Origin of the sequence: Pseudomonas sp. NBRC 100443, assembly GCF_030268185.1 — a bacterium.
GTDB classification, from domain to species: Bacteria; Pseudomonadota; Gammaproteobacteria; order Pseudomonadales; family Pseudomonadaceae; genus Pseudomonas; species Pseudomonas citronellolis.
This window is the reverse complement of the sequence record NZ_BSQE01000013.1, coordinates 44,280-65,812: the sequence shown is the minus strand read 5'-3', so window position 1 is coordinate 65,812 and position 21,533 is coordinate 44,280. Positions and strand designations below refer to the sequence as shown.

General features: G+C 68.1%; 10 protein-coding genes. 2 read left to right on the top strand and 8 right to left on the bottom strand.

The window, feature by feature from the left end; genetic code table 11:
- Positions 1-107: 107 nt before the first annotated feature.
- The 4 genes from selO to QSJ95_RS17950 all read right to left on the bottom strand — a co-directional run bounded on the left by selO (position 108) and on the right by QSJ95_RS17950 (position 9,111).
- On the bottom strand, positions 108-1,568 hold the full coding sequence (selO, locus tag QSJ95_RS17965; RefSeq protein ID WP_285644417.1) for a protein adenylyltransferase SelO: 1,461 nt from the start codon (positions 1,566-1,568) through the stop codon (positions 108-110).
- A gap of 63 nt (positions 1,569-1,631) precedes the next feature.
- Complete coding sequence (gene mscK / locus QSJ95_RS17960; protein WP_285644278.1) at positions 1,632-5,000, bottom strand: mechanosensitive channel MscK; 3,369 nt, start codon at positions 4,998-5,000, stop codon at positions 1,632-1,634.
- A gap of 132 nt (positions 5,001-5,132) precedes the next feature.
- On the bottom strand, positions 5,133-6,875 hold the full coding sequence (locus QSJ95_RS17955) for a potassium/proton antiporter (RefSeq protein ID WP_009613606.1): 1,743 nt from the start codon (positions 6,873-6,875) through the stop codon (positions 5,133-5,135).
- 418 nt (positions 6,876-7,293) lie between these two features.
- A complete protein-coding gene (locus tag QSJ95_RS17950) occupies positions 7,294-9,111 on the bottom strand; it encodes an acyl-CoA dehydrogenase (RefSeq protein WP_285644276.1) in 1,818 nt (605 codons plus the stop codon).
- 133 nt (positions 9,112-9,244) lie between these two features.
- Here QSJ95_RS17950 and QSJ95_RS17945 point away from each other — a divergent pair, with 133 nt between their 5' ends.
- Positions 9,245-10,093 carry a 23S rRNA (adenine(2030)-N(6))-methyltransferase RlmJ gene (locus tag QSJ95_RS17945; RefSeq protein WP_285644274.1) on the top strand — a complete coding sequence of 283 codons (849 nt, stop codon included), beginning with the start codon at positions 9,245-9,247 and terminating at the stop codon, positions 10,091-10,093.
- A 218-nt stretch (positions 10,094-10,311) separates the two neighbouring features.
- Here QSJ95_RS17945 and msrA read toward each other — a convergent pair whose 3' ends face one another.
- The 4 genes from msrA to aceE form a co-directional block, all read right to left on the bottom strand.
- Complete coding sequence (gene msrA / locus QSJ95_RS17940; RefSeq protein ID WP_285644272.1) at positions 10,312-10,959, bottom strand: peptide-methionine (S)-S-oxide reductase MsrA; 648 nt, start codon at positions 10,957-10,959, stop codon at positions 10,312-10,314.
- An 82-nt stretch (positions 10,960-11,041) separates the two neighbouring features.
- The gene (locus QSJ95_RS17935; protein ID WP_043268493.1) at positions 11,042-13,729 is read right to left on the bottom strand and encodes a putative bifunctional diguanylate cyclase/phosphodiesterase; all 2,688 of its coding nucleotides are present in this window, start codon (positions 13,727-13,729) and stop codon (positions 11,042-11,044) included.
- Between the two features lie 299 nt (positions 13,730-14,028).
- Positions 14,029-15,663, bottom strand: a complete 1,635-nt coding sequence (gene aceF, locus QSJ95_RS17930; protein ID WP_285644269.1) for a dihydrolipoyllysine-residue acetyltransferase — start codon at positions 15,661-15,663, stop codon at positions 14,029-14,031.
- 11 nt (positions 15,664-15,674) lie between these two features.
- The gene (gene aceE / locus QSJ95_RS17925; RefSeq protein ID WP_009613590.1) at positions 15,675-18,323 is read right to left on the bottom strand and encodes a pyruvate dehydrogenase (acetyl-transferring), homodimeric type; all 2,649 of its coding nucleotides are present in this window, start codon (positions 18,321-18,323) and stop codon (positions 15,675-15,677) included.
- Between the two features lie 243 nt (positions 18,324-18,566).
- Between aceE and glnE the strand changes: the two genes are divergently transcribed.
- Positions 18,567-21,515 (top strand): bifunctional [glutamate--ammonia ligase]-adenylyl-L-tyrosine phosphorylase/[glutamate--ammonia-ligase] adenylyltransferase, encoded by a 2,949-nt coding sequence (gene glnE / locus QSJ95_RS17920; protein ID WP_285644265.1) that lies wholly within the window; start codon positions 18,567-18,569, stop codon positions 21,513-21,515.
- The last annotated feature ends 18 nt before the right edge of the window (positions 21,516-21,533 follow it).

Genomic DNA, 21,533 nt, shown 5'->3' with positions numbered 1-21,533 from the left:
GTGGGCAGAAAGCCCTGAGGATGCGAGCGGCGCCCCGACCGGTCAATGACCGGGAGCAATGCCCGCGGGGCGGCGCCAGAACGATTTTGCCTGAGCTTATAACCGCCTCAGGAGGAACAACTGATCTCCAGGCGCCGGCCCCAGTCCGGCGGGCGGCGGGTGAAGGCTTCGCGCCCGGGCTGTTCCTCGAAGGGCTTGCTGAGCGTCTCGTGCAGCTCGCGCACCACTGAGTAGTCGCCCTGCTCGGCGGCGCTGATGGCTTCCTGGGCCAGGTAGTTGCGCAGCACGTACAGCGGGTTCACCGCGTGCATGCGGGCGCGGCGCTCGTCCTGGCTGCCGCCTTCGCGTTCGGCGCGGGCGCGGTAGTCGGTGGCCCAGGCGTCGAAGCCGGCGAGGTCGACGAAGTCTTCGCGGACCACCGCCAGCGCCTGTTCCGGCGCCTGCTCGCCGAGGCGGCGGAAGAACAGGCTGTAGTCCACCGCGCCGCTCTGCATGGCCTGCAGCAGGCGCTGCACCAGCTCCAGGTCGCCGTCCTCCGCGGTGGCGAAGCCCAGGCGGCGGCGCATCAGGTCCAGGTAGTGGGCCTGGTACAGCGGCAGGAACAGGCCGAGGGCCTCGCGCAGTTCGTCCACCTCGACGAAGGGCGTCAGCGCCTGGGCCAGGGCCGCCAGGTTCCAGTGGGCAATGGGCACCTGGTTGTTGAAGCTGTAGCGCCCGGCGTCGTCGGAGTGGTTGCAGATGTGCTTGGCGTCGAAGTCGTCGAGGAAGGCGTAGGGGCCGTAGTCGAAGGTGATGCCGAGGATCGACATGTTGTCGGTGTTCATCACCCCGTGGCAGAAGCCGTAGGCCTGCCAGTGGGCGATGAGTTCGGCGTTGCTTTCCACCACGGCGCGGAAGAACGCGGCGTAGGGTTGCGGCTGCTCCAGGCACTCGGGGAAGTGGTTGGCCAGGACGAAGTCGCCCAGTTCCTTCAGCTTGTCGTGCTGCTGGGTGTAGTAGAAGTACTCGAAGTGGCCGAAGCGCACGTGGCTGGGCGCCAGGCGCAGCAGCATGGCGGCGCTTTCCCTGGTCTCGCGCCACACCGGGGTGTCCGAGCCGGTGACGCAGAGCGCGCGGCTGCTGGGGATGCCCAGGGCGTGCAGGTATTCGCTGGCGAGGAATTCGCGGATCGAGCTGCGCAGCACCGCGCGGCCGTCGCCCATGCGCGAGTAGGGCGTCTGCCCGGCGCCTTTGAGGTGCAGGTCCCAGTGCTGGCCGGCGTCGTTGACCACCTCGCCCAGCAGCAGGCCGCGGCCGTCGCCCAGGCGCGGGTTGTAGGCGCCGAACTGGTGGCCGGAGTAGACCATCGCCCGCGGCTCGGCCTCGGACCAGAGCTTGTGCCCGGAGAAGATTTCGGCGAACACCGGTTCCCCGGCCACCGCCGGGTCGAGATCGAGCAGCGCCATCGCGGCGGGGCTGGCCACCACCAGGCGCGGCTCGGCGATGGGGTCGGGCAGGACTTCGGTGGAGAAGGCGTCGCCCAGGCGGGCGAAGCGGTTGTCGAAGGTCAGTTCGTCGAGCTGTTTCACGGTCACGGGCGGGCTCCGGTAAGTCCGAGCATTGTGCTCGGACTTGTCCGGAGCCGTCCAGACTCAGGGCTTGCTGCCGGGCGGCAGTGGCGGGTCCTGGTCCTTCAGCGGCGCGCCGGGAAGCGCCAGGGGCAGCTGGGTGACGTTCTGCGCCAGGTGGATTTCCTTGCCCTCGCCGTTCTTGACGAACACGTCCAGCTGGTTGAAGGCCATGTCCACGCCGTGCTCGCGGAAGCTCAGGGCGATGGCGGTGAGCAGTTCGTCCACCGCCGGGTTGCGGTCGCCCAGCTCGCGCACGTGGAAGCGCAGCTCGTAGTCGAAGGTGCTGGCGCTGATGGCCAGGAAGTACAGCGACGGCTCGGGGTCGCGCAGCACCCGCGGGTTGCCGCGGGCGGCTTCGAGCATGAGCTTGCGCGCCAGGGCCAGGTCGCTCTCGTAGGCCAGGCCGATCTTGATGGTCACGCGGGTCACGGTGTCGCTCAGCGACCAGTTGATTAACTGCCCGGTGATGAAGGTCTGGTTGGGGACGATGATTTCCTTGCGGTCGAAGTCGGTGATGGTGGTGGCGCGGATACGGATGCGGCTGACGGTGCCGGACAGGTTGCCGATGGTCACGGTGTCGCCGATGCGCACCGGGCGCTCGAAGAGGATGATCAGGCCGGAGACGAAGTTGGAGAAGATCGCCTGCAGGCCGAAGCCCAGGCCCACCGAGAGCGCCGCCACCAGCCACTGCAGCTTGTCCCAGCTGACGCCCAGGGTGGACAGCGCGCTGACGATGCCGACGCCGCTGATAGCGTAGGACAGCAGGGTGGTGATGGCGTAGGCGCTGCCCTGGGCCAGGGTCAGGCGCTGCAGCACCAGCACTTCCAGCAGGCCCGGCAGGTTGCGCGCCAGGGCCACGGTCACCGCGGCGATGACCAGCGCCATGAGCACGTCGCCGAGGCTGATCGGCAGGCTGGTGGCGCTGTCGCCGCTGCCGCCGGTGTACTGGTAGAGGGTGACGTTGTCCAGGTAGGCGGCGACGCTGATCAGGTCGGCCCAGACCCAGTACAGCGCCACCACGAAGCCGATCAGCAGGCCCAGGCGGATCAGGCGCAGGGACTGCTCGTTGATCTGCTCGATGCCCAGGGTCGGCTCCTCCGCGGTCTCGTTGCCGTCGACGCCTTCCTTCGGCGGGTTCTGCCGCTTGGCCTGGGCGCGCTGGTAGGCCAGGCGTCGCGCCGCCACGCTGAGGCCGCGGACGAAGGTGGCCTCGATCACCACCCAGACCATGAGCAGGAACAGGGTGTCGATCAGCCGGTCGCTCAGGCGCAGGGCGGTGTAGTAGTAGCCGAAGCACACGGCGACGAAGAGCAGCACCGGCAGCGCGGTGAAGAGCACGCCGACCACCATCTTCACCACCGACGGCCGGCTGGTGCTGGGGCTAGCGAAGAGCATGCGCGCCATCAGCCAGGTCATCACCGCGAAGCCGCTGAGCACCACGGCGATGCCGATGACGTCGTCGGCCAGGCTGCCGGGCTGGCGCTCGGCCACCGTGACCACCGCGGCCAGGGCCATGACCACCACGCCGAGGCGGCGGATCAGCTTGCTGCTGAAGCGCACCTGGGCCTGGCTCCAGTGGAAGTGCCGCTCGGCGATGCCGCCGGGGCTGAGGATGCGGTGCGCGGCGTAGAACACCAGCCAGACCTCGGCCATCTGCAGCAGCGCGGCGCCCAGGGTGGCGTTCTGCCCGCGGGCGTCGAGCATCAGGGCCAGGCCGGCGATGGCCAGGGTCAGGGTGCCGGGCAGCGCCAGCAGCAGCGCCAGCAGCAGGGCCAGCGGCGTGTGCGCCTGGCTGTCGCGCTTGAAGTGGCCGATGTCGTCGTTGATCGAGGCGAGCTTGTCGTAGAGGTAGCGGCGTTTCCACAGCAGCCCGGCGATCAGCAGCAACAGCGGCAGGAACAGCAGCGGGCGGTCGATCAGGCCCTCGCCCAGCTCGACCACCGCCGAGCCCCAGGGCACCTCGGAGAGCTGGTGCTGCAGCAGCGTCGGGGTCATCTTGAACCAGGACAGGTCCAGCGGGCGGTTGCTGGGAATCCAGAACATCTGCTCGTCGAGGGTGGCGCGCAGGTTGTCGCTGGTGTCCTTGAGCTGCTTCTGGTTCAGCTGCAGGGTGATGGCCTCGTTGAGCACGGCGTTGAGCTCGTGGTTGAGGCGCTCCATCAGCTCGCTGCGGGTGTCCACCAGGGTGGACAGGTCCTTGCGCAGTTGCGGGGTCACGGCTTCCTGGGGCTGCTGGGCGAGCAGGTCGTCGATGTACTGCTGCGGGTTGGCCAGTTCGTCGCGCTTCTGGTTCAGCTCGAACTGGTACAGGCGCAGGTCGGCGATCTCGTCGGCCAGTTCCTGGTCGGTCTTGATCTTCGGCAGCGACTGCTTCTGCTGATAGAGCACCTTGGACAGCAGCAGGCTGCCGCGCAGCACGTTGATCTGCTGGTCGAGGGTCTGGTCGAGCTGGGTCAGGCTGTCCAGGTGCTGCTTGGCCTCGAGGTTGCGCCGCGTCAGCACGTTGAGGCGGTCGGTGGTGCGCAGCAGGTAGTCGGACAGGCGCAGGTTCTCGGCGTTCTCCTGGCTCAGCAGGCTGTCGCTGCCGGCGCCCTGGCTGCCGTCGCGGGCCAGCTCGGCGACGGTCTTCTCCGACTGCTCGCGGCGCATGCCGCTGATCATGGCCTGCAGTTCGAGGGTCTCGCGCTCGGCGCGGGCGACCTGTTCGCCCAGCAGGTCCTGCTGGCTGCTGGCCAGGTCCTGCAGCAGGTTGTTGCCGGCCAGTTGCTGGCGCAGCAGCTGGATCTGCGCGTTGAGCGCGGCCTGTTCGGCGAGCAGCTCGTTGCGCCGCTCGGGGGCCAGCGCCTTGCCGGTCTCCTTGCCGGCCTTGAGGATGTTGCCGATCTCCAGCAGGCGCGCCTGGGCGTTGCTGATGTCGGACTGGGCGCGTTCCGGGCGGGTCTGCGCGGTGATGTACTGGCTCTTCGCCTCGGTCAACTGCTTCTGCCAGTCGGCCAGTTGGGTGGAGCGGTCGTTGAGCAGCATTTCCAGGCGGCTGACGTTCTCCCCGGCGTAGCGCTGGGCCGCCGGCTTCTCGCCGCTGCCCTTCAGGCGCGCCAGGGCGCGCTGGTTCTCCAGTATCTGCCGGGGGGCGTCGGCCAGGCTGGCCTTCAGCTCGGCCAGCTGCTTCTCGCTGTCGTCGCGGGCGCCGAGCAGCTTCAGGGTGCGCTCGAGGCTGGCCTTGGTGGCCTTGGCATCGGCGTCGGCGAGCTTGCGCTCGGCCAGGCCGTCGAGGCTTTGCTGGACGGCTTCGGCGGACGGTGGCTGGTTGCTGTCCTCGGCGTGCGCGGGCAGGACGGCGAGGCAGCCGCCGAGCAGGGCGGCGGCGAGCAGGGTGCGCAGGGATTGCATGGTCGCGGTCAGCGGCTCTCGGTAGGTTGCAGTGAGGGTAGTGCGCCCGGTGCGGCGCCGGCAAGGCACGGCCGACGCGCCGCCGCGGAAGGGGCGTGGGCTGGCTTGGCTAGCGTCCGTGGAGGTGGTCTGTCAGAGGAACAACCCGGGGCCCGGGCGACCTTCGGGGAATTTGACCCCCACCTTGCGGATCTTGTTCCCGTCCAGGGCGGCCACGGTCCAGGTCAGGCCGTTCCACTCCACCTGGTCGCCGATGATCGCCTGGCCGCCGATCTGCTGGGCGATGAAGCGGCCGAGGTTCTGCTCGCCGTCGACGCCGTCGAGCTTGAGGCCGTAGAGCGAGGCCACCGCCGAGAGCTGGGCGTCGCCCTCCAGCACGAAGTCGCCGAAGAAGCGCGCGCCCAGGCCGCGGTCCGGGGCCTGGCTGAACAGCTTGCCGAGGGCCGACAGGTCGTGCTCGTGGCCGATCACGCAGAGGATGTCGTCGGCCTCCAGGATGGTGCTGCCGGAGGGGTGCAGCAGCTGGGTGCCGCGGAACAGCGCGGCGATGCGGGTGCCCTCGGGCATCTTCAGCTCGCGCAGGGCCGCGCCTATGCACCACTTTTCCTTGCTCAGGTGGTAGACGAACAGCTCCCACTCGCTGGTCGGGTGCACTTCCAGGCCGGCGCGGGAGATCGGCGCCGGGTCCGGCGGCACCACCACGCGCAGCAGCTTGGCGGCCCAGGGCAGGCTGGTGCCCTGCACCAGTAGCGAGATCAGCACGATGAAGAAGGCCACGTTGAAGAACAGCTGGGCGTTGGGCAGCCCGGCCATCAGCGGGAACACCGCGAGGATGATCGGCACCGCGCCGCGCAGGCCGACCCAGGCGATGAACACCTTCTCGCGGCCATGGAAGGCGCGGAACGGCGCCAGGCCCACCAGCACCGACAGCGGCCGGGCGAAGAGGATCATCCACAGCGCCAGGCCCAGGGCCGGCAGGGCGATGGGCCAGAGGTCGTGGGGCGTGACCAGCAGGCCGAGGACCAGGAACATGCCGATCTGCGCCAGCCAGGCCATGCCGTCGAGCATGTGCAGGATGCCGTGGCGCGAGCGGATCGGCTGGTTGCCCAGCACCAGGCCGCACAGGTAGATGGCCAGGATGCCGCTGCCGTGCACGGCGTTGGACAGGGCGAAGATCAGCAGGCCGCCGCTGATCGCCAGCAGCGGGTAGAGGCCGCTGGCCAGCTGCATGCGGTTGATCATCTGCAGCAGCAGCCAGCCGCCGCCCAGGCCGAGCACGGCGCCGATGCCGAACTCGCGTAGGAAGTGGGCCAGGAAGCTCCAGCTCATCTCGCTCTGGCCGTGGGCGAGCATGTCGATCAGGGTGACGGTGAGGAACACCGCCATGGGGTCGTTGCTGCCCGACTCGATTTCCAGGCTGGCGGTGACCCGCTCGTTCAGGCCCTTGCCGCCGAGCAGGGAGAACACCGCCGCGGCGTCGGTGGAGCCGACGATGGCGCCGATCAGCAGGCCTTCCATCCAGCTCAGCTTGAACAGCCAGGCGGCAGCCAGGCCGGTGAGCCCGGCGGTGATCAGTACGCCCACCGTGGCCAGCGACAGCGCCGGCCAGAGCGCCACGCGGAAGCTCGCCACGCGGGTGCGCAGGCCGCCGTCGAGGAGGATCACCGCCAGCGCCAGGTTGCCCACCAGGTAGGCCATGGGGTAGTTGGAGAAGCCGATGCCGCCGGGGCCGTCGGTGCCGGCGACCATGCCCACGGCGAGGAAGATGACCAGGATCGGGATGCCCAGGCGCGAGGACAGCGAGCTGACCAGGATGCTCATGCCCACCAGCACCGCGCCCACCAGGAAATAGGTGTTGATCGAGACGGCATCCAAGGCGGCGGATCTCCTGGCGGGGCGAGGGGGGAAGCGGCGGCGTTGACGGGAAGGATGCAGGCCGCATGCCAAGGGATTCTAACCTGCGGATTTGCAAGGCTGTCAAAGGCTAATTGCAGTGCCTTTCAGCGAGCTTTCAGAGGGCTTTTCCCCGATGCCGGATCCCCCTGTAGGAGCGAGCTTGCTCGCGAACCGCCGAAGGTTCCGGGATGACACCTGGCTTCCCGCGCATGCCGATCGGCCCCCTCTCCCTTCAGGGAGAGGGTTGGGGAGAGGGGCTGAGCCCGACCCGGCACACCGTTGCAACCGGGATACTCCGTTCGCGAGCAAGCTCGCTCCTACGAAAGGCAGCCTGTCGCCAGGGTCTGGCCCATAAAAAAGCCCCGGACGTGACCGGGGCTGGAAGGGGCAGGCGGGACTAGAACCAGGCGTCCCGCATGCTGGAACAGGTGTCGTCGCGGGCTTCGAGCAGGGCCAGCTCGTGGTGGCAGGACGGCACTTCCCAGGTCAGGAAGTAGCGCGCCGCCTGCAGCTTGCCTCGGTAGAAGTCCTCGTCGGCGGGGTTGCCCCCGCCGTTGTGGAGCAGGGCCAGGCCTTCCTCGGCGCGGATCGCCTGTTCCAGCCAGCGCCAGCCGATGACGGTGTGGCCGAACGCCTTCAGGTACAGCGCCGAGTTGGCCAGGCCCTGGGCCACCTTGCCCTGCATCAGGTCGCCGAGCAGCGCCAGGGTCACTTCCGACAGGCGCGCCAGCAGTTGCTCCAGCGGCTGGCGCAGGGCGTCCAGCGACGGGTAGGCCCGGGCGCGTTCGCAGGCCTGGTGGATCAGGCGCGTCAGCTGCTTGAGGCCGGCGCCGCCGTTCTGGCTGAGCTTGCGGCCCAGCAGGTCCAGCGACTGGATGCCGTGGGTGCCTTCGTGGATGGGGTTCAGGCGGTTGTCGCGGTAGTACTGCTCCACCGGGTATTCGCGGGTGTAGCCGTGGCCGCCGAGGATCTGGATGGCCAGCTCGTTGGCCTTCAGGCAGAACTCCGAGGGCCAGGACTTGACGATCGGGGTGAGCAGGTCGAGCAACTCGTGGGCCTGCTTGCGCGCCTCTTCCGTGGGCAGCGTCTCGCAGTCGTCCACCAGGCGCGCGGCGTACAGGCCGAGGTCGAAGGCGCCCTCGACGTAGGCCTTCTGCGTCAGCAGCATGCGCTTGACGTCGGCGTGCCCGATGATCGACACCTGCGCCGAGGTCGGGTCCTTGGCGTCCACCGGGCGGCCCTGGGGGCGCTCGCGGGCGTATTCCAGGGAGTACAGGTAGCCGGCGTAGCCGAGCATGATGGCGCCCATGCCGACGCCGATGCGCGCCTCGTTCATCATCTGGAACATGTAGGCCAGGCCGTGGTGTGGCTTGCCCACCAGGTAGCCGACGCAGTCGCCGTTGTCGCCGAAGTTCAGCGCGGTGGAGGTGGTGCCGCGCCAGCCCATCTTGTGGAACAGCCCGGCCAGGGCCACGTCGTTGCGCTTGCCGAGGCTGCCGTCCGGGTTCACCAGGAACTTGGGCACGATGAACAGCGAGATGCCCTTCACCCCCGGCGGCGCATCCGGCAGCTTGGCCAGCACCATGTGGACTATGTTTTCCGAAAGGGGATGGTCGCCGCCGGAGATGAATATCTTGTTGCCGCGGATGCGGTAGCTGCCGTCGGCGTGGGGTTCGGCGCGGGTGCGGATGTCGGCCAGGGACGAGCCGGCGTGGGGCTCGGTCAGGGCCATGGTGCCGAAGAAGCGGCCTTCGATCATCGGCTGCAGGAACAGGCGCTTCTGCTCCTCGTCGCCGAAGGACTCGATCAGGTGACTGGAGCCCATGCTCAGCATCGGGTACGACGAAGTGGCGATGTTGGCCGACTGGAAGTGCGCGAAGCAGGCGCGCGACAGCAGGTGCGGCAACTGCATGCCGCCCTGTTCGAAGCTGCGCGAGGCATTCTGGAAGCCGGCTTCGTTGAAGGCGTCCACCGCCGGCTTGACCTCGGGGATCAGCACCGCGGCGCCGTCCACGTACTGCGGCTCGTGCTCGTCGTTCTTGCGGTTGTGCGGGGCGAACAGCTCCTCGGCGATGCCGCGGGCAGTGGCCAGGGCGGCGTCGAAGGTCTCGCGGTTGTGGTCGGCGAAACGTTCGCGCTGGGTCAGGGCCTCGGCGTCGAGCACTTCGTAGAGCTCGAAGGCGAGGTTGCGGGAGCTGAGCAGGGTCTCGGACATGGTCGGCCTCCAGGGGAATGGCCGCAGTCTAGTCTGGTGAATGAAGCAGGCACAGCAACATCCATGAGCGTGATAAAGGCCTAAAACAATGCCGGTGCAGCTAAACTGCACGCCTTCAAGGAGTCTGCCGTTCATGAACTACCGTCACGCCTACCACGCCGGCAACCACGCCGACGTCCTCAAGCACCTGGTGCTGTCGCGGATCTTCGCCCTGATGGTGCGCAAGGACACGCCCTTCGCCTTCCTCGACAGCCATTCGGGCATCGGCCTGTACGACCTGCAGGGCGACGAGGCCAGCCGCACCGGCGAGTGGGAAGCGGGCATCGGCCGCCTGTGGCGGCTCGACGAGGTGCCGGAGCTGGCGGCGGACTACCTGGAAGTGGTGCGCGCGCTGAACCCCGACGGCGAGCTGCAGTACTACCCCGGCTCGCCCGAGCTGGCGCGGCGCCTGACGCGCTCCCAGGACCGCGTGCACCTGAACGAGCTGCACCCGGAGGACGGCCGCCTGCTCAAGGCCAACATGGGCGGCGAGCGGCGCATCGCCGTGCACCAGAACGACGGCTGGCTGCTGCCGCGGGCGCTGCTGCCGGTGCCGGAAAAGCGCGGGGTGCTGCTGATCGACCCGCCCTTCGAGGAGGCCGACGAGCTGGAGCGCTGCGTCATCGCCCTGGAAGAGGCCATCGGGCGCATGCGCCAGACGGTGGTGGCGATCTGGTACCCGATCAAGGACGAGCGCCAGCTCAGGCACTTCTACCAGGGCCTGGAACGCAGCAAGGCGCCCAAGCTGCTGCGCGTCGAACTGCTGGTGCACCCGGCGGACAGCGCCGACCGCCTCAACGGCTCCGGCCTGGCCATCGCCAACCCGCCGTGGCCGCTGGAGGAAGAACTGCGCGAGCTGCTGCCCTGGCTGGCCGAGGTGCTGGCGCAGAGCGAAGGCGGCTGGCGGCTGGATTGGCTGGTCGAGGAAGGGCGCTCTTCGTAGGCGCGGACCTTGTCCGCGATAGCCGGGGGTTCCGGCGCGTTTCGCGGATAAGATCCGCTCCTACGCCGACCCACACCGCTCCCATGTAGGAGCGCGCCCTGCGCGCGAATCGCAGGCAGGGCCTGCTCCTACAGGTTTCCGTGGGGCGCCTATCCATCCGTCCGCGATCCGGCCGCAGGCCGGCGCCATCGCGGATGAATCCGCTCCTACGGGTCGCGTTATGCCGGCAGGCACACCCCGGTGCCGCGCAGGCCGCAGTAGCCGTTGGGGTTCTTCGCCAGGTACTGCTGGTGGTAGGCCTCGGCGTAGTAGAACGGCGGCACTTCGCGGATTTCGGTGGTGATCTCGCCGTAGCCGCCGGCGCTGAGCTCCTTCTGGAAGGCGGCGCGGCTGGCTTCCACCGCGGCTTTTTGCGCCTGGTCGTACCAGTAGATGGCCGAGCGGTACTGGGTGCCGGTGTCGTTGCCCTGGCGCATGCCCTGGGTCGGATCGTGGGACTCCCAGAACACCTTGAGCAGCTGTTCCAGGCTGGTCTGCTGCGCGTCGAACACCACCAGCACCACCTCGCTGTGCCCGGTCAGGCCAGAGCAGACCTCGTCGTAGGTGGGGTTGGGCGTCAGGCCGCCGGCGTAGCCCACGGCGGTGACCCACACCCCCGGCTGCTGCCAGAAGCGCCGCTCGGCGCCCCAGAAGCAGCCAAGACCCAGGACGATCTGCTGCAGGCCGCCGGGGAACGGCGGGCACAGCGGATGGCCGTTGACGTAGTGGGTTTCCGGCACCGGCATCGGTGCCTCACGGCCGGGCAGGGCCTGGGCCTGGGTGGGCAGTTCCTGCTTGTTGACGAGTATCTGCGAGCGAAGGGTCATGGCCTGGGTCTCCTTTGTCCGGATGGCGATAGACGCGCGAAGACCCTGGAGATTACAGCCTTTGTGCGGGCTGTGGAGCTTTTCACTCGCCGCGGCAGGGATAGCGCTGCAGGCTGCTGGCGAGCTGGGCGCCGGGGATCGGCTTGTCGAACAGGTAGCCCTGGCCGATGTCGCAGCGGTTGCGCCGCAGGAAGGCCAGCTGGGCGGCGGTCTCGACGCCTTCGGCGACCACCTGCAGCTTGAGGTTGTGGGCCATGGCGATCACCGCCGAGGTGATTTCCATGTCGTCCTGGTTGTCCGGGATGTCCTTGATGAAGCTGCGGTCGATCTTGATGACGTCGATGGGGAATTTCTTCAGGTAGCTCAGCGACGAGTAGCCGGTGCCGAAGTCGTCCATGGCCAGGGTCAGGCCCAGTTGCTTGAGGCGTTCCAGTTGCTGCTTGGTGTCGGCGGTGGCGTCCAGCAGCAGGCTTTCGGTCAGTTCCAGCTCCAGGCGCCCGGCCGGCACCTGTTCCTCGTGGAGGATGGCGGCGATGGAGCCGACCAGGTCGGGGTCGCTGAACTGCTTGGGCGACAGGTTGATGGCGATGTTCAGGTCGCCCAGGCCGTTTTCCGCCAGCTCGCGGCCCATGCGGCAGGCCTCGCGGATCACCCACTTGCCGATGGGGATGATCAGCCCGGTTTCCTCGGCCACGCTGATGAACTGGTCCGGGCGGATCATGCCCTTCTCCGGGTGCTGCCAGCGCAGCAGCGCCTCCAGGCCCAGCAACTGGCCGCTGCGCAGGCACAGCTTGGGCTGGTAGTGCACCGCCAGTTCGTTCTGCACCAGGGCGCGGCGCAGGTTGTTCTCGACGAACAGCTTGTGGCTGGCCTCGGCGGTCATTTCCTCGGTGAAGGTCTGCAACTGGTGCTTGCCGTTGGCCTTGGCCTTGTGCAGGGCGAGGCCGGCGTTCTTCATCAGCGTCTGCGGGTCATGGCCGTGCTGCGGTGCGTAGGCCAGGCCGATGGAGCCGGTGATGTTGATCAGCTGGTTGTCGACGAACAGCGGCTTGTCGAGCACGTCGAGGATCTGCGCCGCCACCCGCTCGCCGCGGCCGGGGCTGGATTCCTCCAGCAGCACGGCGAATTCGTTGCTGGCGAAGCGCGCCAGGGTGGTGCCGTCCACCAGGCTGCTGCGCAGGCGCCGGGCGAGGCTGGCGAGGAGCTTGTCGCCGGTCTGGTGGCCGAGGCTGTCGTTGATCCGCTTGAAGTTGTCGATGTCCACCAGCAGCAGGCCCAGGGGCGGGCCGGAGCCGGCGCGCAGGCGCTCTTCCAGCACGTTGATGAAGTAGTGCCGGTTGGCCAGGCCCGTGAGGTTGTCGCGGTAGGCGAGCTTCTCGATGTGCTGCTGGGCCAGCTTGCTCTGGGTGATGTCTTCGTAGATGCCGATGTAGTGGGTCAGTTCGCCGTCGTCGGCGTAGACCTTGGACAGCGACAGCTGGCCCCAGTAGGGCTCGAGATTCTTGCGCCGGCTGCGGAACTCGCCCTGCCAGCTGTTCTGGTTGACCAGGGTGGAACGCGCGTCGAACAGCAGCTCGCTGAGGTTGGCCAGGGCCGGCACCTCGGCCAGGCGGCGGCCGCGCACTTCGTCGGCGCCGTACTGGGTGATGGCGGTGAAGCTGGGGTTGACGTATTCGATGACGCCGTCGCGGTCGATCAGCAGGAAGGCGCTGGCGCTCTGCTCGACGGCGCGCTGGAACAGGTGCAGGGCGCTGGAGGCGCTGCGCCGTTCGTGGTTCATCAGCACCTGGGCGTACTGGTCGGCCAGCTCGCCGGCGAAGGCGATCTCGTCGCTCTGCCACAGGCGCACTTCGCCGATGTGCTCCAGGCAGAGCACGCCGACCACCTCGCCGCCGACGCGAATGGTGGCGTCGAGCATGGCGCTGATGCCTTGCGGGCGCAGGTAGGCCTCGGCCAGCTCGCGGGTGCGCGGGTCCTGCAGGACGTTGTGGGCGTCGATGGCGCGGCCGCTGTTGATGGCCTCCAGGTAGTTGGGGTAGCGGCTGGCGTCGAAGCCGCGCGGCAGTTCGAACTGGTCGATGTCGCGGCGGTAGACGGCGATCGGCTCCATGTGGTCGTCGACGGTCAGCCGCCAGATGCCGGCGCGGGCCACGTCGTAGGCCTCGCTGGCGGCCTGGGCGATCAGCTGCGCGGCTTCCAGCAGCGGGTCGCTGGACTGGTAGCGGTGCCGCGCCAGGCGCACGATCAGGTTCTGCTGGGCGCGCGAGCGCACCAGGTGCTGCAGGTGCTCGTCCTGGGAGCGCTGGTACATCTCCAGGGACATCTGCAGGCGCAGGTTCTGTTCCGCCAGCTCGCCCTGGGTTTCCTGGCGGGCGCCTTCTTCGTCCTGCAGCAGGTAGCCGTGGAGCAGCTGGCGGCCGCGCTGCTGGAAGGCCTCGCCGACTTCCAGCAGGTTCAGCACGCCGCGGGGCGTGTGCAGGGCGTAGCGCACCTGGTAGTGGGCGTGTTCCACCAGTTGCTGCTGGATCTGTTCGTGCAGGCGGTGCCGCGCCTCGGGTTCCATCAGGCTGGCGTAGGGGGCGTCGAGCAGGCCGCAGAGCTCGGCGGCAGGCACGCCGAAGGCGCGCTCGCAGGCCGGGTCGAGGAACAGCAGGGTCCAGCTCGGTTCATTCAACCGCTCGAAGCGCAGCAGCCCCAGCCGCGACGGGACGGGGAGCTGGGTGACAGCCTCGACCGCCGGGCGATTGGCGGTATCGGGATGACTCTTCATGCTCGGCGGTTTTCCACTACTGGGCGAGGTACTTTGCCTCGGCCGACTTCTGTTGGGCGAAGGCAAGGGTGCATGATGCGGTTTTGTCTGACAAGCAATGCCTGTATCGGCGGGACCGGGAGGATTTTGAGCGGCATGCGGGGTGCCGTTGATCGGAGAATGCCATGGGTAATGGCTGTTTGCCATTATCGCGGCCGGCGCGAATAAAAAAAGCCCCGTCATCCGACAGGGCTGGAGAGAACGAGCGTGGCGTGCTCGTTGGTAGAAAGCGATCGGCCCCCGAATGGGGGCCGATGCGGTTACAGCAGCAGGGTGCGGATATCTCCGAGCAGCTCGCCCAGGCGCTTGGTGAAGCGCGCGGCGGCGGCGCCGTTGATCACCCGGTGATCGTAGGACAGCGACAGCGGCAGCATCAGGCGCGGCTGGAAGGCCTTGCCGTCCCACACCGGCTGCATGGTCGCCTTGCTCACACCCAGGATCGCCACTTCCGGCGCATTGACGATCGGCGTGAAGCCGGTGCCGCCGATGTGGCCGAGGCTGGAGATGGTGAAGCAGGCGCCCTGCATGGCGTCGGCCGAGAGCTTCTTGGTGCGCGCCTTCTCCGCCAGTTCGGCGGCCTCGGCGGCCAGCTGCAGCAGGCTCTTGCGGTCGACGTCGCGGATCACCGGCACCAGCAGGCCGTCCGGGGTGTCCACGGCGAAGCCGATGTGCACGTACTTCTTGCGGATCAGCGCCTTGCCGCTGGGGGCCAGGGAGCTGTTGAAGTCCGGCAGTTCCTTGAGCAGGTGGGCGCAGGCCTTGAGCAGGATCGGCAGCACGGTCAGCTTGACGCCGGCCTTCTCGGCGGCGGCCTTCTGCGCGACGCGGAAGGCTTCCATGTCGGTGATGTCCGACTGGTCGAACTGGGTCACGTGGGGCACGTTCAGCCAGCTGCGGTGCAGGTTGGCGGCGCCGACCTGCATCAGGCGGGTCATGGCCACTTCTTCCACTTCGCCGAACTTGCTGAAGTCGACTTCCGGAATCGGCGGGATGCCCGCGCCGCCAGTGGCGCCGGCCGGGGCCGACTTGGCGCGCTGCAGCTGTTCCTTGACGAACAGTTGCACGTCTTCCTTGAGGATGCGGCCTTTCGGGCCGGTGGCCTTCACCTCGGCCAGCTCGACGCCGAACTCCCGAGCCAGCATGCGCACGGCCGGGCCGGCATGCACCTTGGCGCCGTCGCGGCTGGGCGCGCCGACCGGGGCCGGGGTTTCGGCCTTGGCGGCCGGAGCTGGAGCCGCGGCCGCCGGAGCGGCCGGAGCAGCAGCCGGAGCCGGCGCGGCGGCCGGTTGTTCGGCGGCGGCCGGGGCAGCGGCGCCCGCGACCTTGAGCTTGAGGATCAGGTCGCCGGTGCCGACTTCGTCACCGACCTTGATCGACACGCTTTCCACCACGCCGGCAGCCGGCGAGGGGATTTCCATGCTGGCCTTGTCCGACTCCAGGGTGATCAGCGACTGGTCGGCCTCGACCGTGTCGCCGGCTTGCACCATGACCTCGATGACGTTGGCCTTGCCCGCCGAGCCGATGTCCGGGACGGCGATGTCCTGGACGCTGGCCGCTGCCGCCGGGGCGGCGGCAGCGGGTGCGGCGGCCGGGGCCGGAGCCTCGGCCTTGGGCGCTTCGGCAGCCGGGGCGGGCGCCGCGGCCGGAGCCTCGGCTGCGCCACCCTCGACTTCCAGCTCGAGAATCTCGTCGCCTTCCTTCAGGGTGTCGCCCACCTTGACCTTCAGGCTCTTCACCACACCAGCCTTGGGCGAGGGGATTTCCATGCTGGCCTTGTCGGATTCCAGAGTCAGCAGGCTCTGGTCGGCCTCGACCTTGTCGCCGACCTTGACCAGCAGTTCGATGACTTCACCCTGACCGTTGCCGATGTCGGGTACGCGGATCAGCTCACTCACAATGCGTCTCCTCAGCAGTCCAGCGGGTTGCGTTTTTCCGGGTCGATACCGAGCTTGGCGATGGCCTCGGCCACCACCTTGGCGTCGATGTCGCCACGGTCGGCCAGGGCTTCCAGCGCGGCCAGGACGACCCAGCGGCGGTCCACTTCGAAGAAGTCACGCAGCTTGCGACGGCTGTCGCTGCGGCCGAAGCCGTCGGTGCCCAGGACCTTGTACTCCTTGCTCGGGACCCACTGGCGGATCTGCTCGGCGTACAGCTTCATGTAGTCGGTGGAGGCGATGACCGGGCCCTTGCGGCCGCCCAGGCATTCCTCGACGTAGCTCAGCTTGGGCTTCTGGCCCGGGTGCAGGCGGTTCCAGCGCTCCACGGCCAGGCCGTCGCGGCGCAGCTCGTTGAAGCTGGGGACCGACCAGACGTCGGCGCCGATGCCGAAGTCCTCGCGGAGGATCTTCGCCGCGGCTTCCACTTCGCGGAGGATGGTGCCCGAGCCCAGCAGCTGCACGTGGTGAGCGGCGTCCTTCTTGTCCTCGTCGAGCAGGTACATGCCCTTGATGATGCCTTCCTCCACGCCCTTGGGCATGGCCGGCTGGACGTAGTTCTCGTTCATCACGGTGATGTAGTAGAAGATGTCCTGCTGCTCTTCGATCATCTGCCGCGCGCCTTCGCGGATGATCACCGCCAGCTCGTAGGCATAGGTCGGATCGTAGGTGCGGCAGTTGGGGATGGTCGAGGCCAGGATGTGGCTGTGGCCGTCCTCGTGCTGCAGGCCTTCGCCGTTCAGGGTGGTGCGCCCGGCGGTGCCGCCGACCAGGAAGCCGTGGGCGCGGCTGTCGCCGGCGGCCCAGGCCAGGTCGCCGATGCGCTGGAAGCCGAACATCGAATAGAAGATGTAGAACGGCAGCATCGGCTGGTTGTGGGTGGAGTACGAGGTGCCGGCGGCGATCCAGCTGGACATGGCGCCGGCCTCGTTGATGCCTTCCTCGAGGATCTGGCCCTTCTTGTCCTCGCGGTAGAACATCACCTGGTCCTTGTCCACCGGCTCGTACAGCTGGCCGACGGAGGAATAGATGCCGAGCTGGCGGAACATGCCTTCCATGCCGAAGGTACGGGCTTCGTCGGGCACGATCGGCACGATGCGCGGGCCGAGCTCCTTGTCCTTGACCAGCTGCGAGATGATTCGCACGAAGGCCATGGTGGTGGAGATTTCGCGGTCGCCCGAGCCGTCGAGGATGGCCTTGAGGGTGTCCAGCGGGGGAACCGGGACCTGGAAGCTCTTCTGCCGGCGCACCGGCATGTAGCCACCCAGGGCGGCGCGGCGCTCGGCCAGGTACTTGGCCTCGGCGCTGCCTTCCTCGGGGCGGTAGAACGGCAGGTTTTCCAGGTCGGCATCCTTGATCGGGATGTCGAACTTGTCGCGGAACGACTTCAGGCTCTCGACGTCGACCTTCTTGACGTTGTGCGCGATGTTCTTCGCTTCGCCCGAGCCGGTGCCATAGCCCTTGATGGTCTTGGCCAGGATGACGGTCGGCTGGCCCTTGTGGTTGACCGCCTGGTGGTAGGCCGCATAGACCTTGTAGGGGTCGTGGCCGCCACGGTTGAGCTTCCAGATTTCCTCGTCGGAGAGGTCCTTGACCATCTCCAGCAGCTCCGGACGCGCACCGAAGAAGTGCTCGCGCACGTAGGCGCCGTCTTTCGCCTTGTAGTTCTGGTATTCGCCGTCGATGACCTCGTCCATGCGCGCCTGCAGCAGGCCGGCGGTGTCCTTGGCGAACAGCGGGTCCCAGAAGCGGCCCCAGATGACCTTGTTGACGTTCCACTCGGCGCCGCGGAACACGCCTTCGAGTTCCTGGATGATCTTGCCGTTGCCGCGCACCGGGCCGTCGAGGCGCTGCAGGTTGCAGTTGATGACGAAGATCAGGTTGTCCAGCTTCTCGCGGCCGGCCAGGGAGATGGCGCCCAGGGATTCGGGCTCGTCGCACTCGCCGTCGCCCATGAAGCACCAGACCTTCTGCTTGCCGGCGGGGATGAAGCCGCGGCTCTCCAGGTACTTCATGAAGCGCGCCTGGTAGATCGCCTGGATCGGGCCCAGGCCCATGGACACGGTGGGGAACTGCCAGAAGTCCGGCATCAGCCAGGGGTGCGGGTAGGAGGATAGGCCGTGGCCGTCCACTTCCTGGCGGAAGTTGTTCAACTGGTCTTCGCTGATGCGCCCTTCGAGGAAGGCGCGGGCGTACACGCCGGGGGAGGCGTGGCCCTGGAAGAACACCAGGTCGCCGCCGTGTTCTTCGGTCGGGGCCTGGAAGAAGTAGTTGAAGCCGATGTCGTAGAGCGTCGCCGAGGAAGCGAAGGAGGAGATGTGGCCGCCCAGATCCGGGTCGTGCTTGTTCGCCTTCATCACCATGGCCAGGGCGTTCCAGCGCACCAGCGAGCGAATGCGGCGTTCCATGAACAGGTCGCCGGGCATGCGTGCTTCGTGGGTCACCGGGATGGTGTTGCGGTAGGGCGTGGTGATGGCGTAGGGCAGTTGGGTGCCGGACCGGCTGGCCAGCTCGCCCATGCGGGTCATCAGGTAGTGGGCGCGGTCTTCACCTTCACGGTCCAGGACCGATTCCAGGGCGTCCAGCCATTCCTGGGTTTCGACGGGATCAAGGTCTTGCATGGCTTGCTCCAGGGCGGAAAGGCTTCCAGAATCGAAAGCCAGTAGATCGTTGCCGATAGCAGCGCCGGCCTCGTGGGCGACGCCGCGAATTCTTGGAAGTGCACCGGGGGTGGTTCCGGCGGGTTGTAGTTTTACTACAAAACGCGACTGGATACAGCCCTTGGGCGAAAAAAGTTAGTAGTAAAACTACAGGCGCCCGAATGGCGGGGCTTCCGCGGGGTTGCCGTTCATCAGGATCGATGCATGACTCTGCCGTCCCGGGCCGCCTTGCCGGCCACCCTGAAGCCCCTCGCCGAGCGCGCGGGGCAGACCTTCAGCACCGCCGTAGCCGATCTTCCCGCCGAAAACGCCGCCCTTTATGAGCAGTGGTCCGCCGAGCGCCACGCCGACTTCGCCCAGGTCTGCGCCGCCAGCGACTTCGTCGCCGAGCAGGCGGCGCGCGATGCCGCGGGCTTCCTCGAACTGGTGGCCAGCGGCCAGCTGGACCGGCCGCTGGAGCGCGGCGAGATGCGCGCGCAACTGGAAGCGCTGCTGGCCGACTGCGCCGACGAGGACGAACTGGGCCGCCGCCTGCGCCGCTTCCGCCGGCGCCAGCAGATACGCATCGTCTGGCGCGACCTGACCCGCGGCAGCGACCTGGCCGGCACCTGCCGCGACCTGTCGGACCTCGCCGACAATTGCATCGACCTGGCCTACCGCTGGCTCTACGACAGGCATTGCCAGCAGTTCGGCACCCCCATCGGCCACCGCTCCGGCCTGCCGCAGCAACTGGTGGTGCTGGGCATGGGCAAGCTGGGCGCCGGCGAGCTGAACCTGTCCTCGGACATCGACCTGATCTTCGGCTACCCCGAGGGCGGCGAGACCCAGGGCGCCCGCCGCGCCCTGGACAACCAGGAGTTCTTCACCCGCCTGGGGCAGAAGCTGATCAAGGCGCTGGATGCGATCACCGTCGAAGGCTTCGTCTTCCGCGTCGACATGCGCCTGCGCCCCTATGGCTCCAGCGGCCCGCTGGTGCACAGCTTCGCCGCACTGGAGCAGTACTACCAGGACCAGGGCCGCGACTGGGAACGCTACGCCATGATCAAGGCGCGGGTGGTCGGCGGCGACCAGGACGCCGGCCAGCGCCTGCTGGAGCTGCTGCGGCCGTTCGTCTACCGGCGCTACCTGGACTTCTCGGCCATCGAGGCGCTGCGCAGCATGAAGCAGCTGATCCAGCAGGAAGTGCGGCGCAAGGGCATGAGCGAGAACATCAAGCTCGGCGCCGGCGGCATCCGCGAGGTGGAGTTCATCGCCCAGGCCTTCCAGCTGATCCACGGCGGCCGCGACCTGAGCCTGCAGCAGCGGCCGCTGCTGCGGGTGCTGGCGACACTCGAAGGGCAGGGCTACCTGCCGCCGCAGGTAATCGCCGAGCTGCGCGAGGGCTACCAGTTCCTGCGCTACGCCGAGCACGCCCTGCAGGCCATCGACGACCGGCAGACGCAGATGCTGCCGGAGGACGAGCTGTCGCGCATCCGTGTCGCCTTCATCATGGGCTTCGCCAACTGGTCGGCGTTCCACGAGGCGATCAACCACTGGCGCGAGCGCGTCGACTGGCACTTCCGCCAGGTGATCGCCGACCCCGACGAGGACGAGAGCGGCGAGAACGAGGGCGCCACCCCTGGCGCCGAGTGGCTGCCGCTGTGGGAAGAGCAGATGGACGAGGAGTCCGCCTGCCGGCAACTGGCCGAGGCCGGGTTCGCCGAGCCGGCGGCGGCCTTCAAGCGGCTCATCGACCTGCGCCACGGCAACCAGGTGCGCGCCATGCAGCGCCTGGGCCGCGAGCGCCTGGACGCCTTCGTCCCGCGGCTGCTGAACATGCTCGCCGAGCACGAGAAGCCGGACCTGACCCTGGAGCGCGTGCTACCCCTGGTGGAGGCGGTGGCTCGGCGCTCGGCCTACCTGGTGCTGCTCACCGAAAACCCCGGCGCCCTGGAGCGCCTGCTGACGCTGTGCGCGGCCAGCCCGATGGTGGCCGAGCAGATCGCCAAGTTCCCCATTCTGCTGGACGAGCTGCTTAATGAAGGGCGCCTGCTCAGTCCGCCGCAGGCGCCGGAGCTGATCGCCGAGCTGCGCGAGCGGCTGATGCGCATCCCCGAGGACGACCTTGAGCAGCAGATGGAGACCCTCCGTCACTTCAAGCTGGCCCACGGCCTGCGCGTGGTGGCCTCGGAGATCGCCGGCACCCTGCCGCTGATGAAGGTCAGCGACTACCTGACCTGGCTCGCCGAGGCCATCCTCGAACAGGTCCTGGCCCTGGCCTGGCACCAGCTGGTGCAGCGCCACGGCCGGCCGCTGCGCGCCGACGGCACGCCTTGCGACACCGACTTCATCATCGTCGGCTACGGCAAGGTCGGCGGCCTGGAGCTGGGCCACGGCTCGGACCTGGACCTGGTGTTCATCCACGATGGCGACCCGCAGCGCGAGACCGACGGCGCCAAGCCCATCGACGGCTCGCAGTTCTTCACCCGCCTGGGGCAGAAGATCATCCACTTCCTCACCACCCAGACCACTTCCGGCGCGCTCTACGAGGTGGACATGCGCCTGCGCCCCAGCGGCGCCGCCGGCCTGCTGGTGAGTTCGCTGGCGGCCTTCCAGGCCTACCAGCAGAACGAGGCCTGGACCTGGGAGCACCAGGCCCTGGTGCGCGCCCGCGTGCTGGCCGGCAGTGCGCGGGTGGCCGAAGCCTTCGAGGGCATCCGCGCCGCGGTGGTGGGGCGCCATCGCGACCTGGCCGAGCTGCGCCGGGAAGTCAGCGAGATGCGCGCGAAGATGCGCGACAACCTGGGCACCCCCGCGACCGCCGCCGGCACCGCGCCGAATGCCTTCGAAGCCGCGGCGCCCTTCGATCTCAAGCAGGATGCCGGTGGTATCGTCGATATCGAATTTATGGTGCAATATGCGGCCCTTGCCTGGTCGTGGCAGCACCCTGGGTTGCTGCAGTTCACCGACAACATCCGCATCCTGGAAGGGTTGGAGCGGGCTGGCCTGATCGCCAGCGAGGACGTCCGTTTCCTGCAGGAGGCCTACAAGGCCTATCGCGCAGCCGCGCACCGTCTGGCGCTGCAGAAACAGCCAGGGGTAGTGGGCGGCGACCGTTTCCATGAAGAACGCCGCGGAGTGATGCGGATCTGGCGCGAGCTCGAGCTCGCCTGATCCCGGGCAGTACGCACA

What these genes read in the sequence shown, in the direction of transcription:
- mscK (WP_285644278.1), bottom strand. Translation starts at nt 5,000, where the DNA reads ATGCAATCCCTGCGCACCCTGCTCGCCGCCGCCCTGCTCGGCGGCTGC.
- QSJ95_RS17950 (WP_285644276.1), bottom strand. Translation starts at nt 9,111, where the DNA reads ATGTCCGAGACCCTGCTCAGCTCCCGCAACCTCGCCTTCGAGCTCTAC.
- QSJ95_RS17945 (WP_285644274.1), top strand. Translation starts at nt 9,245, where the DNA reads ATGAACTACCGTCACGCCTACCACGCCGGCAACCACGCCGACGTCCTC.
- msrA (WP_285644272.1), bottom strand. Translation starts at nt 10,959, where the DNA reads ATGACCCTTCGCTCGCAGATACTCGTCAACAAGCAGGAACTGCCCACC.
- QSJ95_RS17935 (WP_043268493.1), bottom strand. Translation starts at nt 13,729, where the DNA reads ATGAAGAGTCATCCCGATACCGCCAATCGCCCGGCGGTCGAGGCTGTC.
- aceE (WP_009613590.1), bottom strand. Translation starts at nt 18,323, where the DNA reads ATGCAAGACCTTGATCCCGTCGAAACCCAGGAATGGCTGGACGCCCTG.
- glnE (WP_285644265.1), top strand. Translation starts at nt 18,567, where the DNA reads ATGACTCTGCCGTCCCGGGCCGCCTTGCCGGCCACCCTGAAGCCCCTC.